The organism is Clostridium sp. D33t1_170424_F3 (genome assembly GCF_015667585.1).
Taxonomy (GTDB): domain Bacteria; phylum Bacillota; class Clostridia; order Oscillospirales; family Acutalibacteraceae; genus Anaeromassilibacillus.
The window spans coordinates 1-14,294 of sequence record NZ_JADPEG010000010.1; the positions used below are offsets into that span (position 1 = coordinate 1).

Here is a 14,294-nt window from a genome sequence, read left to right on the forward strand (position 1 = left end):
GCCGCCTCTCCACCTAAAACTCAATATTTCCTACCAGGGCTCTTTTTTGTACTGTCCGCACAACCTAGGGCAGTTCACCATTAGCGGGGGGATTTATTAATACAGCCCAATATTTGCACGTTCCGTCAATTATGAGGCAGTCTCATTTTTATTAAGAGTTCTTATCCACCTGATGAAACTGCTTCAGGTTTCCGGTTTTTGCGCTGCGTTTTCCCAGCTCAGCCTCCACGTCCTCCAGCTGAATACCGGACTGCACCATCAACACGGTGAGATGATACAAAAGGTCGGAAATTTCCAGAACCGTCTCTTCATTTTTGCCGTTCTTCGCCGCGATAATAACTTCGCTGCATTCTTCGCCGCATTTCTTCAAAATTTTATCCAGCCCCTGTTCAAACAGGTAACAGGTGTAAGACCCTTCCGTATGGCTGCCTTTGCGGGCCAGCACCGTCTGATAAAGTTCGTTAAGCACATTATTCATCCTTGCAACTACCGTCCTTTATGAATTTGTATCCGCCTCTCGCTGCCAGATGCGATGAAAAAAACAGCTGTGCGCCCCTGTGTGACAGGCCGGACCGGTTTGCAGCACCGTCACCAACAGCGTATCGTCGTCGCAGTCCCCGTCTATACTGACAATCTTTTGGAGATGCCCGGACGTCGCGCCCTTGTTCCACAACTCCTGTCGGGAGCGGCTGTAAAACCAGGTGTACCCAGTCTCCAGTGTCTTTCGCAGGGACTCCCGATTCATATAGGCAAGCATCAGCACTTCATTGGTACCATACTCCTGCACAATCGCCGGCAACAGGTCGCCTTTTTTAAAAAAACGTTCTATAAACGCTTCGTCTATCTGTTTCATTTCGCGTGGACCCCTTTACAAAGATCCACCGCCTGACGCAGGCTCAGGTCTCTGGTGTAAAGCGCTTTGCCGCAGATCGCGCCGTGCAGCTTCAGAGCGGTCAGTACAACGATATCTGTCAGACTGCTGACGCCGCCGCTGGCGATTACCTTGCAGGAAACCGCACGGTTCAACTTGTCCAGCATCGTATAGTTCGGCCCATCCATCATGCCGTCGTGGGAAATATCTGTAAAGATAATATACTTTACTCCAATATCCTCCATCTGTTTTGCCAAATCAATATAATTTACGGTAGAAGTTTGTAGCCAGCCTTCCGCTGCAACATTTCCATCGCGTGCGTCGATTCCTACGGCGATCTTATCCCCGTGCTTTTTCACGGCTTCTTTGACCAGCGCCGGGTTATTCAGGGCCGCAGAGCCAAGGATTACCCGGGAAATGCCGTTTTCCAGATAATAGTCGACTGTTTCCATCGTGCGGATTCCGCCGCCCAATTCCACCTTCAGGTTGCACTGTTTAATCACGTCAAAAATCAGCTCTGTGTTAACCGGCATAGCGTCCTTTGCACCGTTCAGGTCGACCATATGCAGCCAGGTAGCGCCCATCGCCTCAAACGCCTTTGCCGTATCGGCGGCGCTTTCTGCGACTGTATAGGCGGTATCGTATTTTCCCTGCACCAAACGCACACATTTTCCATCCTTGATGTCAATTGCAGGCAGAATAACCATCTAGCCTACCTCCTATTCGTATTTTCCAAATTCCCTTATCAAAAGGAGTCAGGCAGAAACTACAAAGAACCTTTTGTGGAGAGAACGCCGCCGCCGGTTTGCGCCGCCGCCAGCCGGAGCGCATGCGCCGCCGCTTTGAAGATCGCCTCCGCCTCATGGTGCGCGTTGGAACCGTACTCCAAACGGACATGCAGCGTAATCCCCGCGTTTGTTGCAAACGCGCGCAGAAACTCCTCTGTCAGACACAGATCATATTCCCCTGCGCGTTCCTGTGAGAACTCCGCCTGGAACACAAGGAAAGGCCTTCCGCTCACATCCACCGCGGCGAACGCGAGCGCTTCGTCCATCGGCACAAAGAAGCTTCCAAAGCGTGCAATGCCGGATTTATCGCCGAACGCCTGCGCAAAGGCTTTCCCCAGTACAATGCCGGTATCCTCCACCGTATGATGCCCGTCCACATACAGGTCCCCATTTACGGAAACCTGCAGACCAAAGCCGCCATGGACGGCGAAAGCCGTCAGCATATGATCAAAAAAGCCGATTCCTGTCGAAATCTGGACCGGACCTCCATCAAGGGAAAGTTCAATTGTAATATCGGTTTCCCGGGTCTTTCTGGTTTGCAACGCGGTTCTCATAACCGTACCTCTCTTTTGAATCCTATTTATTTTACACCATTTTTACAGTTTTGTGGAGGACTAAAGCAGTTGTTTGAAATTTTCTAAAAATTGTTCATTTTCTTCTGGACTGCCCGCGGTAATTCTGAGCGTATCGCCCATAAAACGAACAGCAATTCCTTTTTCCAGAAGCGCGTCAAAAATGCGGCGCGCGTCGGGCAGCCGAACCAGCACAAAATTGGTGCAGCTGTCATAAACATGCAGCTTTTCCGGGAAAGTCGTTTCCAACTCCTTCACCGCCTGATATAAAGCTTTTCGCGCATCGATCAACTGAGCAACCGCCTGATCCAGCACTTCCCCGCTGTTCAGGACAATTGTTCCCACTTTCTGCGTAATGGAATTGACGTTGTACGGTGATTTCACCGCGCGCATCGCACGGGTCAGAATAGGATTTGCCGCCGCAAAGCCCAGCCGGATCCCCGCCATACCGAACGCCTTGGAGCAGGTGCGCAGAATGATCAGGTTGTCGTACTGCTCCACCTCGTTTAAAAGGGACTGATCCCAGAAGTCCATATACGCTTCGTCCAGAACCACCAGAGCGGAAACCGACCGGACCAGCCGGCGCACCTCCTCCCGTTTCAAACCCAGGGAGGTCGGATTGCAGGGGTTTGAAAACAGGAGCAGCTTTGCGCCGCTGTCGTTTGCGGCAAAGATCAGCTCGTCCACATCAACGGTCAAATCCTCGCCCTTTTGGTAGACGACGCTTTTTGCCTCCACCAGAGAGCTGTAGAAACGGTACATGGAGAAATCCGGCGCAACGGTCAGGATCGCATCGCCTTTCATCAAAAACGCCGTCTCAATGATGGAGATAAGTTCGTCCGAGCCGTTTCCAGCCGTCACCAAAGAGGGATCGACTCCGTAATGCGCGCCGAAGCTGGCGCAGAGCTCTTTTGCGTAGGGATCGGGATACCGGTTAAAGGGAATATCCGCCATGGCATACTGCGCCTGCTCCAGCAGATCCATCGGCATTTCCAGGAAGGATTCGTTCGCATCCAGGCGAATGGGGTAATCGCCCTCGATCGGGTCATAGGGCTGCAAATCCTTCAGCTTTTCATTCAATATAAAAGGCATATTGGCTCCTCCGTTACTGGCCGCGCACACGGATGGAATTGGCGTGTGCGGTCAAACCTTCCGTTTCGGCGAGCTTAATGATGTCGTCCTTTGCCTGCAGAAGCGCCTCCTGCGTGTAATAGATAAAGCTGGATTTTTTGACAAAGCTGTCCACGGAGAGCGGCGAGAAAAAGCGCGCCGTACCGCTGGTGGGCAGCACATGGTTCGGGCCGGCAAAATAGTCGCCCAGCGGTTCCGGGGACCAGTTGCCCAAAAAGACGGAACCCGCGTTGTCCAGCTTGCCGATAAATTCCATTGGATTGATGGCGCAGACCTCCAGATGCTCCGGCGCCAGCTCATTGGCAAATTCCACGGCTTCTTCCATCGTATTACAGAGCATCACCGCGCCGAAATTGTCCAGCGACTGGTGAATGATCTCCTTGCGGGAAAGCGTTTCGATCTGGCGGTAAAGCGCCGCAATCGTCTCCTCTGCAATCTTCTCCGACGTCGTCAGCAAAACAGAGGAAGCCAGCACGTCGTGCTCCGCCTGAGACATCAGGTCCGCCGCCAAAAACTCCGGATTCGCCGTCTCATCCGCAATAATCAGAATTTCGCTCGGCCCCGCAATCATATCGATATCGACCGTGCCGTAGAGCTGCCGTTTCGCCGTGGCCACATAGATATTGCCCGGCCCGACAATTTTATCGACTTTTGGAACGCTCTCTGTACCAAACGCCAACGCTGCGACAGCCTGCGCGCCGCCCATCAGGAAAACGCGGTCCACGCCCGCCACCAGCGCCGCCGCCAGAATATCCGGATTCGGCCTGCCGTCTTTACCGGGAGGCGTCACCATGACCAGCTCTCCCACGCCGGCGATCTTCGCGGGAATTGCATTCATCAGCACGGAGGACGGATACGCCGCCGTGCCGCCCGGCACATACAGGCCGACTTTCGCCAGGCCGCGCACGCGCTGGCCCATCATGACGCCGTTTGCCTCCGTGTTCATCCAGCTCTGCTGTTTTTGCCGCGCATGGAAATTGCGGATATTTGCCGCCGCCTTCTCCAGCGCCTCCACAAAAGCAGGGTCGCAGTCTTTGACCAGCTCCTGCATTTCCGCCTGATCGATGACCATCTTTTCCGGTACGCTGCCGTCGAAACGCTCCGTATAGGCGCGCACCGCATCGTCTCCGCCTTTGCGCACCGTCTCCACAATCTCCGCAACCGCTTCGTCCACCTTTTTGCCGGAGTTTGCACTGCGCTCCTTAAGCTGTTCAATAAAAGCGCGGCCAAAATCGCCGCCCTGTTTCACATACTGTATCATATGCGGGTGCCTCCCTTCTCATTTTTCCTGCGTTGCTTTTTCCATCTGCGCGACCAGCTCTTCAATCTCCGCTTTGCGCAGCTTGAGACTCGCTGTATTGACAATCAGCCGCGCAGAAATATCGCACACGGTTTCCACAACCTCCAGCCCGTTTTCGCGCAGGGTGGAACCCGTCTCCACAATATCGACAATCGCGTCGGAAAGCCCCAGCAGAGGCGCCAGCTCCACGGAACCTTCAATTTTGATAAAGCGAATATCCATCGCCTTGCTTTCAAAATAGTTGCGCGCTACATTGGGGTATTTGGTTGCAATCGTTTTGCTGGCGTAACCGCTGAAAAAGTCGGTCCCCTTCGGCGCGGCCAAAGCAAACCGGCAGCGGCCAAAGCCGAGGTCCAGCACTTCATAAAAGCTGGTACCGTATTCCATAATGGTATCCTTGCCCACAACGCCCAGATCGCAGACGCCGTGTTCCACATAGGTGATGACATCCGCCGCTTTGGCCAGCACGACCTCCAGATGCTCCCCCACAGGAAGAATCAATTTGCGGCCTTTATTTTTGACTGCCTCACAGTCAAACCCGATTGTTTCAAACAGGGCAACCGTATCCTTTTCGAGGCGGCCCTTTGTCAATGCAATTCGTAACGGTTTCATGCTTTCTCCCCTATCCCATTCATCGTCTCCACAGAGCCGTTGACAAAGTCGACGCGCCGGATCCCCTGCGCCCGCGCATAGGCAAGCGCTTCCTCGCGGGTTGCAAAAACAGAGCTTTCGCATTTATAGCCGCTTCCCGCCAGCTGGGACGCATACTGCAAGGCCTTGATCTCAAAACCGCTGTCGCTGTGGACCAGAATATCCACCGCCTTCGGCGGCTGAATCCGCCCCTGCTTGAGCAAAAGCTCCGCCAGGGCGTCCACATTGACGGCAAAACCGACCGCCGGCATCGGGGAGCCGAATTGTTCGGAAAGCTTATCGTACCGGCCTCCCAGCAGGATTGCATCACCGATATTTTCCATATATGCACTGAAAATGATACCTGTATAGTAATCGTTGCGCTGTACGAGCCCGAGATCCACAATCATCCGGTCGCCCAGCCCCAGCTCCACCAGGGACTGGTACAGCTCGTGCAGATAGGCCAGCGTGCCGCTGGATTCCTCATCTTCGCAGAGCGGTTCCGCCTGCGCAAAAACCTCTTCGCCGCCAAATAAGCGCGGCAGACGGCGGACGGCGTCTACCTGCCTGCTGTCCTCCAACGTATCCAGAATGGTGTTGAGCGCCGCATAATTCTTCGATTCAATACTGCTGCGAATGTCCTCCCGCAGATCGTCGGAAATGGGGAGCTGCGCCGTCAACGCGCGGAAAAAGCCCGCATGCCCCAGCTCCAGGCGGAAATTCGGTACACATTTGCTCAACGCTTCCACCGCCGTCACGATCACTTCCAGATCCGCCCGCCGGCCCGCCGCGCCCAAAAGCTCAATCCCCGTCTGCATCATTTCATTCCGGCGGCCTGTCAGGCCCGGGTTGCTGCGGTAAATCTGCTGCACATAATACAGGCGGATCGGCTTCTGCTGCTTTTGCAGGCGGGTCGCCGTCATCCGCGCGATCGGGATGGTGGAGTCCGGGCGCATAACTACCAGCCTGCCGTGCCGGTCACTCATTTTATACATAATTTCCTGCGCAATACCAGAGAAGTCCGGATCAAACACATCGTAAAATTCCAGCCCGGGCGTAACCACTTCGTTAAATCCGCGGGAAGAAAACACGCTGGTAAGCGTCCGTTCCACATAGCGGTGCGCCAGGCAGTCCTCAAAAAGCAGATCTTTTGTACCCTCTGGGGTAACCATATTGTATTTCTTCATAGGAAGCCTACCATTTCCTTAATATCATTCGCCATTCACTTTAGCGTGCTAATATAATATCATAGTGAATTATTGCTGTCAACCGTTTTATACAATTATTTTCCTGAGTTCGTCCAACCGGCGGATACGGTAATCCACCCGGATTCCTCCGCTCTCCGCCGTTTCATCCGGGCAGTACCAGCAGGTGTCAATTCCCGCATTGATTCCGCCCTGTATATCCGAGCTCAGCGAATCGCCGACAATCAGCGCTGTTTCCGGAAGAAAGTCCGGAATGCGCGCAAATACGTAATCAAAATACGCCTTCATGGGCTTTTGGTACCCGGCGTCCTCCGAAACAAAGATCCCTTTCATAAAGCGGTTCAGTCCGGAGCTCTGCAACCGGCTGTACTGCGTACGGGAAACGCCGTTGGTCACCACATATAAGTCGCAACGGGCCGCGCAATACGCGCAGATTTCCTCCGCGCCGGGAATCAAAAAGTGGCCCTGTCCCAGCGCGTCCTGATATTCGTCTTCAAACGCCCGCCCGTCCCCATCGATCCCGAGCTCTTCAAACAACCGGACAAAGCGGGAATAGATCACCGTTTCCCGGCTGATCTCTCCCCGCTCAAATTGCTTCCACAACCCATCGTTAATTCGATGATAGATTTGTTTGACGCGGCTGTCCAGCGGATAGCCATGTTTTTGAAACGTCCGCTCCAGCGCGGCCTGTTCCGACGCCTGAAAATCAAGCAGCGTTCCATCCACGTCAAACAGTACGGTTTTGTAAGTCTTCAAACTGATTTCTCCCATTCCGGCAGCGCCTCCGCATGCCGGCAGTATTCTTCCGCCGAGCGAAGATTGCCTTGTATCTCTTCTGTTGTCACGGGCCTGCGAACCTGCGCCGGCATCCCCATTGCCAGGGAACCGTCTGGAATCTCCATCCCCTGCGTCACCAAAGCGCCTGCGCCGATGATGCAGTTCGCACCGATTTTCGCACCGTTCAACAGTATCGCTCCCATGCCGATCAGGGCGTTATTTCCAATGGAACAGCCGTGAAGGATCGCCCCATGCCCCACAGTGACGCCCTTTCCAATCCGGATCGGACATCCTGTATCCACATGCAGGACACAGCCGTCCTGGATATTGGAGCGTTCTCCGATGACGATGGCGTCGTTATCCGCGCGCAGGACGGCATTGTACCAAATGGAGCTTTGCGCCTCTAATGTGACGTCTCCCACCACAGCCGTGCCGGGCGCAACATGTGCGGCCGGCGAATTTTTGGGCTGCTGCATACGATTCCCTCCTTTAGAACAAGGTCATCTGCGAACTTGCGGGCAGGTCTTTGAGAGATCCCGCCTGGGACAGCATCTCTATGACGGATTTGGACACCTTGGACCGCGCCTGTAAATCGTCCACCGAAATATAGGGGCCGCCCTCACGCGCTTCCGCCAACGCGTTGGCCGCCGCCTCTCCAACGCCCGCCAAAGAGGAAAACGGGAGGCGGATTTTTCCGTCCTCTACCATGTAGCGTTTTGCATCGGATTTGTACAGGTCCACCGGCAGCACCTCAATGCCGCGCGCCAGCATCTCATTAGCGATCTGGAAAGTAGAATAGGCAGCTTCTTCCTTGGCGCTGGCTTCCTTGCCTTTCATGCTGATTTCATTCATACGGCGGCGCACCGCGTCCCGCCCCTGGATCACCGTAGCGCCGTCAAAATCTTCGCCTCGCACGCTGAAATACGCCGCATAATATTCCACCGGCGTATGCACCTTGTACCAGCCAAGGCGCAGCGCGGAGATCATATACGCTGCGGCGTGCGCTTTGGGGAACATGTATTTGATCTTCAAACAGGATTCAATATACCACTCCGGCACATTGTGCTCGCGCATCGCCTGTTTGTGTTCATCCGTCAGCAACACAGGCGCCTTACCCTTACGGGTGATTTCCATAATTTTAAACGCCATCTTCGGTTCCAGGCCCTTCAGCAGCAGATACGTCATGATGCTGTCGCGCGTACCGATAACCTCGGAAATGGTGCAGGTCCCGTTTTTAATCAGGTCCTGTGCGTTGCCCAGCCACACGTCCGTGCCGTGGGACAGTCCGGAAATCTGCAGAAGGTCGGAAAACGTCTTCGGCTTCGCGTCCACCAGCATCTGGCGCACAAACGGCGTACCGAGTTCCGGCAGGGAAAAGGTTCCCGTCTGGCAGTCGATGTCCTCCGGCGTCACGCCCAAGGCTTTTGGCGATTCAAACAGGGACATGACCTCCGGGTCGCTCATGGAAACGGACATGACCGGAATCCCGGTGTATTCCTCCAGATAGTGATAAATGGTCGGCACGTCGTGTCCCAGCTCGTCCAGCTTACAGATCGTATCATGGATGGAGTGGAAGTCGAAGTGCGTGGTAATGTTATCGGAATTCTGGTCGTTCGCCGGATGCTGCACCGGGCAGAACTCGTAAATATCGTGGCCTTTCGGCACAACGACCATGCCGCCCGGATGCTGGCCCGTGGTGCGCTTGATCCCCGTACAGCCGACCGCCAGACGCAATTCTTCCGCGCGGTGCAGAACGCTGCCGCGCTCTTCCGCGTATTTTTTGACAAAGCCGATGGCGGTTTTGTCTGCCACCGTGGCAATGGTTCCGGCCTTGAAAACGTGATCCTTACCAAACAGCGTCTCCGTGTAGCGGTGCGCGCCGGACTGGTATTCGCCGGAGAAGTTCAGGTCAATATCCGGCGTCTTGTCGCCGTCAAAGCCAAGGAATGTTTCAAACGGGATGGTGTGCCCGTCGCGGTTGTAATCCGCGCCGCATTTTGGGCATTTCTTCGGCGGCAGATCAAACCCGGAACCGTAGCTGCCGTCCTCGATGAACTCGCTGTTCTTGCAGTTGGGGCAGATATAGTGCGGGCACAGCGGATTGACCTCCGAGATACCGGACATGCTCGCCACAAAGGAGGAACCGACCGACCCACGGGAGCCGACCAGATAGCCGTGCGCCTCCGAGTCGGCCACCAGCTTCTGTGCCGTCATATACAGCACGGAGAAACCGTGCTTATTGATGGAACCCAGCTCCCTTTCCAGCCGCTCTTTGACGACCGGAGGAAGCGGGTCGCCGTAAATTTCTTTGGCGCGCTTCCAGCAGATTTCATTCAGCTGCTCTTCCGCGCCGTCGATGAACGGCGGGAACACGCCCTCCGGGATCGGGCGCACCTGCTCGACCATGTCCGCAATTTTATTGGTGTTCGTCACAACGATTTCATAGGCCTTCTCTTTCCCAAGATACGCGAACTCTTCCAGCATCTCATCTGTTGTGCGCATGTACAGCGGCGCCTGCTGATCCGCATCGGAGAAACCCTGCCCCGCCATCAGGATTTTACGGTAATCCGCGTCCTTCGGGTCCATAAAATGAACGTCGCAGGTCGCGACAACAGGCTTGTGCAGCGTCTCTCCCAGCTTGACAATGGTGCGGTTAAACTCACGCAGTTTTTCTTCATTCGGCACATCGCCGTTGCGCACCATGAACTGGTTGTTGCCCAGCGGCTGAATCTCCAGATAGTCGTAAAAGCTGGCGATGTCGCACAGCGTGGACCACGGCTGACCGTTGAAAATCGCGCGGTAGAGCTCCCCGGCCTCACAGGCGCTGCCGATGATCAGGCCTTCGCGGTACTTGACCAGCACGCTCTTGGGAATCCGCGGCTTTTTAAAGAAATAGTCCAGATGCGAAAAGGAAATCAGCTTATACAGATTCTTTAGTCCGGTCTGGTTTTTCACCAGAATGATCTGATGATATGGACGCATCTTTTTGGGGTCGCCGCCCGCCAGCGAGGTATTGATATCCTTCACGGTCTTCGCGGCGGTATCCTCTTTCAGACGGGTCAGCAAAACCAAAAAGATTTTGCCGAGCACCGCCGCGTCGTCGCAGGCGCGGTGGTGATTGAACGGGTCCAGCTTGAGGTGCTTCGCCACGGTGTCCAGCTTATGGTTTTTCAAATCCTTTAGCATCGCGCGGCACATGGGAAGCGTATCGATATAGGTATATGGGAACTCCATACCGCAGCGCTCCGCGGCGATCCGCATGAACGAGGTATCAAACTCCGCGTTATGTGCAAGCAGCACGACGTCTTCTCCACAAAAGGCGTAGAAGCGTTCCAGCGCCTCCTTTTCCAACGGCGCGTCCTGCACCATCTCGTTCGTGATGCCGGTCAGCTCTGTAATTTTAGGAGGAATCGGCATCTGCGGATTGACAAACGTATCAAAGCTGTCTACAATTTCTCCGTTTTTAATGCGCACCGCGCCGATTTCCGTAATCCGCTCCTTGTTGGGGCTCAGGCCCGTCGTTTCAATGTCGAAAGAAATAAACGTTCCGTCCAGGGATTGATCGGAACTTCCGGTCACCGCCGGGACCATATCGTTGATAAAATAGGACTCCACACCGTAAATTACCTTGAATTTGCCGCCCTTGCCGGTGATCTTCTCCAAAGCGTTCATTGCGTCGGGAAACGCCTGCGCCACGCCGTGATCCGTCAGTGCAATAGCCGGCTGCCCCCACTGGTACGCGCGGTTAATCAGGTCCGCAACCGGGCTGACGCCGTCCATACTGGACATATTGGTATGCAGATGAAGCTCCACACGCTTTTCCGGTGCGGTGTCCATGACCTTCACCTGCTCCACTGTGGAAATCCCCTTGGGACGCAGCACAATCTCATGGTCGTATTTATCATACTCCACATCGCCGCGCACGATGATGGTCATACCCTTTTTTAAGGTGTCCAGCGCCTTGCACTGCTGCACCATCTCAATGATTTTAAGGGTGATGGAACCGGTATAGTCCGTAACATTGATGGAATAAATTTTCCGGTTCTGGTCGCGTGTCAACTTGGACTCCAAAGAAAAAATTTCTCCCCAAATGGTAACGCTGCCGATGTCCGGTGTAATACGGCTGATCGGAATCGGCTTTGCCTTTGCGGGACGGCCGTATAATTCTTTTGCTGTTTCCGGCAGAATCGCGGGCAGCATGGTTTCCGGCGTACGCATGCTGATGGTCTTTGCCTTTTTCTTTTTGGCGGGCGCGCCGTCCTGCATACTTTGTTCGTATTCCTCCACTTCCCGCACAACCTGCTCGCGCCGGACGGTCTCTTCCTGCTTCTTCTGGCGCTCTATGTATACGACGCTGTCGCTCTCCATCGAAGTTACGCCGTCGAATTCCACCTGCAGACTGACGCCGAATTCCTCCTGCAGCATCTGAGAAAGCATCCGGTCCGCCTTGCGGGAAAGCAGCAGGTTCATACCGCCGTGGCTGAGGGTGATAATCAGCTTTCCATTTTCCACGCGCGCCTTGGAGTTATTCAGCGTCCCGTTGATGCTGGCATCCCGGCGTTTTAACTCCTGCACCAGATTGGGGTAGTATTCCACGGAAAAGCTTCCCGTTGGAAACTGCGGCGTCAAAACCGCCCGATTAAGCTGCAGCGCCTGGCATCCGCTGATCTCCTTTTCCGCGCGAAACAGAGTGTATCGATCCACCAGCGCGGGAAACGCCACCTTCGCCGTCAACACCCGCTTCTGCGTATCGATCTGCAGCCCGGCAATTTCTCCTTTATGCATGCTCTCCGGATACCCGGAAAGCTTTATGTAAGGCCCAAAAAATTCTCCAAATGTTTTCAAAACAAATATCCTCCGGTCCGTGCAAACGTGCGCGCAAACGCGCGCACCGCATTACAGCTTTTCTACCTCTTTGACCAGCTCGTCCACCAGTTGTTCCTCCGGCACCTTGCGGATCACCTCACCCTTTTTAAAGAGCAGGCCGACGCCGTCTCCGCCCGCAATGCCAATGTCCGCCTCACGCGCTTCGCCGGGGCCGTTTACCACGCAGCCCATTACCGCCACTTTAATCGGTTTCTTACAGCCGGCGAGGCGTTTTTCCACCTCCGCCGCAATACCGATCAGGTCGATTTTTGTGCGCCCGCAGGTCGGACAGGAAACGAATTGTACACCTTCCGACCGAACATGTAACGCTTTTAAAATGTCAAAGCCCGCGGCGACCTCTTTGACCGGGTCCGCCGTCAGAGAAACGCGGATTGTATCTCCAATCCCCCGCTGCAACAGGGAACCGATGCCGATGGCCGATTTAATCAGACCCATGCGTTCCGTGCCCGCTTCCGTCACCCCGAGATGCAGCGGATAGGTACAGCTTTGCGCACACAATTCATAGGCGCGGATCATTGTATCCACGTCAGAAGATTTGATGGAGATAACAATATCTTCAAAATCAAAGCGTTCCAGCAGGGACGCATGGTACAGCGCGCTTTCCACCAACGCCTCGGGTGTGGGGCTCCCGTATTTTGCCAGGATTTCCTTTTCCAGCGACCCGGAATTGACGCCGATGCGGATCGGAATCCGCTGTTTCCGGCAGGCGTCCGCTACCGCCTTTACGTGTTCGTCGTTCCCGATATTGCCGGGGTTGATGCGGATTTTGTCGATACCCGCGGCGACGGATTCCAACGCCAGCCGATAGTCAAAATGAATGTCTGCGACCAAAGGGATTTGGACCGCCTGTTTGATTGCAGGAATCAGCGCCACCGCCTCCCGGTTGGGGATCGCCGCACGAATGATCTCACATCCGGCCTGTTCCAGCGCTTTTGCCTGACTGACGCTGCCTTCTATATCCAACGCCGGCACGTTCAGCATGGATTGCACGCTGACGGGCGCGCTGCCGCCAACGGCTACGCCGCCCACCAGCACCTGTTTAGACTTCCGCACTATCCACCAAGTCCTTTCCCTGTCACCAGCCGCAGAATATCGCTGAAGGTGATCACTACCATTAAGCACATCAGCAGCACAAAACCGGCCGCGTTCACCCAGCCTTCATATTTGGGGTTGATCGGTTTGCGGCGCACCGCTTCCACAATCAGGAATACCAGCCGCCCGCCGTCCAACGCCGGGAACGGCAGCAGGTTGACCACACCCAGGTTGACCGTAATGATCATCATCATATACAAAATATTGTTAATCGCGGTGCCAAAGCTTTGCGCCAGGCCCTGCGAGGCGACCTCTCCAATAGCGCTTGCCGCGCCGACCGGACCCGCCATATCGTTAAGGCCAAACCGGCCGCTCAAAAGCCCCGCCAGGCTGTACCAGACCATCCGCACGGTAGAAACCGTATCCTGCCAGGATTTCACGAGCAGGGTTCCCACATTTTTCTGGATCGGCTCCACGTAAAAATCGAGCATCAGCATCGGCTTTCCGTTGTTGTCCTTTGTGTTGAATTTCACGTCCGGGAAAGTGATGGCCTGCCCATCGCGCAGAACTTCAACATCCACGGACTCCGGGTTCGCCGTGGCCAGTGCAAAGCTCAAATCGCGGTCCGTATTCACCTTATAGCCGTCCACGCTCGTAAACGTATCGCCAATCTGTAAGCCCGCAGCCTGTGTGGCCGCCCCGTCCTGAAACTTCCCAATGGTCGTGGAATTGAACGCGGGCTGCTGGCCCAACAGAATCATCATCAGCACAAGGCCCAGCACGACGTTCATTACCGCGCCCATGACGACTACCAGAATTCGCTTCCAGACCGGCTTGCTGCCAAACGAACCTTCCTCCGAACTGTCTTCGTCTTCGCCCTCCATGGCGCAGAAGCCGCCGATGGGCAGCAGACGGAGCGCGTATTTCGTCTCCCCCTTTTGAAAATGAAACAGCGTCGGCCCCATGCCGATGGCAAACTCATTGACCTTAATGCCGGAGAGTTTTGCCGTGATAAAATGGCCAAACTCGTGGATAAAGACGATAAACCCGAAAAGCAGAACCGCTATGATTACCAATAAAACCTGTAAAATAATGATCACC

13 protein-coding genes are annotated in these 14,294 nt (G+C 54.8%); all 13 read right to left on the minus strand.

The features are described from left to right. Nucleotides 1-151: 151 nt before the first annotated feature. On the minus strand, nt 152-478 hold the full coding sequence (gene hisE / locus I4V53_RS07990; RefSeq protein ID WP_195985177.1) for a phosphoribosyl-ATP diphosphatase: 327 nt from the start codon (nt 476-478) through the stop codon (nt 152-154). 18 nt (nt 479-496) lie between these two features. Beyond that, nucleotides 497-853, minus strand: coding sequence for a phosphoribosyl-AMP cyclohydrolase (gene hisI, locus I4V53_RS07995; RefSeq protein ID WP_195985178.1), 357 nt, complete (start codon nt 851-853; stop codon nt 497-499). Continuing rightward, the gene (gene hisA, locus I4V53_RS08000; RefSeq protein ID WP_195985179.1) at nt 850-1,578 is read right to left on the minus strand and encodes a 1-(5-phosphoribosyl)-5-[(5-phosphoribosylamino)methylideneamino]imidazole-4-carboxamide isomerase; all 729 of its coding nucleotides are present in this window, start codon (nt 1,576-1,578) and stop codon (nt 850-852) included. Before hisA ends, hisI begins: the two co-directional genes overlap by 4 nt. A gap of 59 nt (nt 1,579-1,637) precedes the next feature. Then, a complete protein-coding gene (gene hisB, locus I4V53_RS08005; RefSeq protein WP_195985180.1) occupies nt 1,638-2,213 on the minus strand; it encodes an imidazoleglycerol-phosphate dehydratase HisB in 576 nt (191 codons plus the stop codon). 60 nt (nt 2,214-2,273) lie between these two features. Beyond that, nucleotides 2,274-3,323: a histidinol-phosphate transaminase gene (hisC, locus tag I4V53_RS08010; protein WP_195985181.1), complete on the minus strand. Its 1,050-nt coding sequence runs from the start codon at nt 3,321-3,323 to the stop codon at nt 2,274-2,276. Nucleotides 3,324-3,336: 13 nt separating this feature from the next. After that, nucleotides 3,337-4,623 (minus strand): histidinol dehydrogenase, encoded by a 1,287-nt coding sequence (gene hisD / locus I4V53_RS08015; protein ID WP_195985182.1) that lies wholly within the window; start codon nt 4,621-4,623, stop codon nt 3,337-3,339. An 18-nt stretch (nt 4,624-4,641) separates the two neighbouring features. Then, nucleotides 4,642-5,274, minus strand: coding sequence for an ATP phosphoribosyltransferase (hisG, locus tag I4V53_RS08020; protein WP_195985183.1), 633 nt, complete (start codon nt 5,272-5,274; stop codon nt 4,642-4,644). Then, nucleotides 5,271-6,479, minus strand: coding sequence for an ATP phosphoribosyltransferase regulatory subunit (gene hisZ, locus I4V53_RS08025; RefSeq protein ID WP_195985184.1), 1,209 nt, complete (start codon nt 6,477-6,479; stop codon nt 5,271-5,273). Before hisZ ends, hisG begins: the two co-directional genes overlap by 4 nt. Nucleotides 6,480-6,566: 87 nt before the next feature. After that, entirely contained in the window at nt 6,567-7,253 is a 687-nt protein-coding gene (locus I4V53_RS08030; protein WP_195985185.1) for a YjjG family noncanonical pyrimidine nucleotidase, read from the minus strand. After that, nucleotides 7,250-7,750: a gamma carbonic anhydrase family protein gene (locus I4V53_RS08035; RefSeq protein WP_195985186.1), complete on the minus strand. Its 501-nt coding sequence runs from the start codon at nt 7,748-7,750 to the stop codon at nt 7,250-7,252. Before I4V53_RS08035 ends, I4V53_RS08030 begins: the two co-directional genes overlap by 4 nt. Before the next feature lie 13 nt (nt 7,751-7,763). Then, on the minus strand, nt 7,764-12,119 hold the full coding sequence (locus I4V53_RS08040; RefSeq protein WP_195985187.1) for a PolC-type DNA polymerase III: 4,356 nt from the start codon (nt 12,117-12,119) through the stop codon (nt 7,764-7,766). Nucleotides 12,120-12,170: 51 nt separating this feature from the next. Further along, nucleotides 12,171-13,214 carry a flavodoxin-dependent (E)-4-hydroxy-3-methylbut-2-enyl-diphosphate synthase gene (ispG, locus tag I4V53_RS08045; RefSeq protein WP_502709363.1) on the minus strand — a complete coding sequence of 348 codons (1,044 nt, stop codon included), beginning with the start codon at nt 13,212-13,214 and terminating at the stop codon, nt 12,171-12,173. Further along, a complete protein-coding gene (locus tag I4V53_RS08050; protein WP_353616500.1) occupies nt 13,214-14,293 on the minus strand; it encodes a M50 family metallopeptidase in 1,080 nt (359 codons plus the stop codon). Before I4V53_RS08050 ends, ispG begins: the two co-directional genes overlap by 1 nt. Nucleotide 14,294 lies beyond the last annotated feature (1 nt).

Coding starts and splice junctions, on each gene's coding strand:
- hisE (WP_195985177.1), bottom strand. CDS start 478: ATGAATAATGTGCTTAACGAACTTTATCAGACGGTGCTGGCCCGCAAA.
- hisI (WP_195985178.1), bottom strand. CDS start 853: ATGAAACAGATAGACGAAGCGTTTATAGAACGTTTTTTTAAAAAAGGC.
- hisA (WP_195985179.1), bottom strand. CDS start 1,578: ATGGTTATTCTGCCTGCAATTGACATCAAGGATGGAAAATGTGTGCGT.
- hisB (WP_195985180.1), bottom strand. CDS start 2,213: ATGAGAACCGCGTTGCAAACCAGAAAGACCCGGGAAACCGATATTACA.
- hisC (WP_195985181.1), bottom strand. CDS start 3,323: ATGCCTTTTATATTGAATGAAAAGCTGAAGGATTTGCAGCCCTATGAC.
- hisD (WP_195985182.1), bottom strand. CDS start 4,623: ATGATACAGTATGTGAAACAGGGCGGCGATTTTGGCCGCGCTTTTATT.
- hisG (WP_195985183.1), bottom strand. CDS start 5,274: ATGAAACCGTTACGAATTGCATTGACAAAGGGCCGCCTCGAAAAGGAT.
- hisZ (WP_195985184.1), bottom strand. CDS start 6,479: ATGAAGAAATACAATATGGTTACCCCAGAGGGTACAAAAGATCTGCTT.
- I4V53_RS08035 (WP_195985186.1), bottom strand. CDS start 7,750: ATGCAGCAGCCCAAAAATTCGCCGGCCGCACATGTTGCGCCCGGCACG.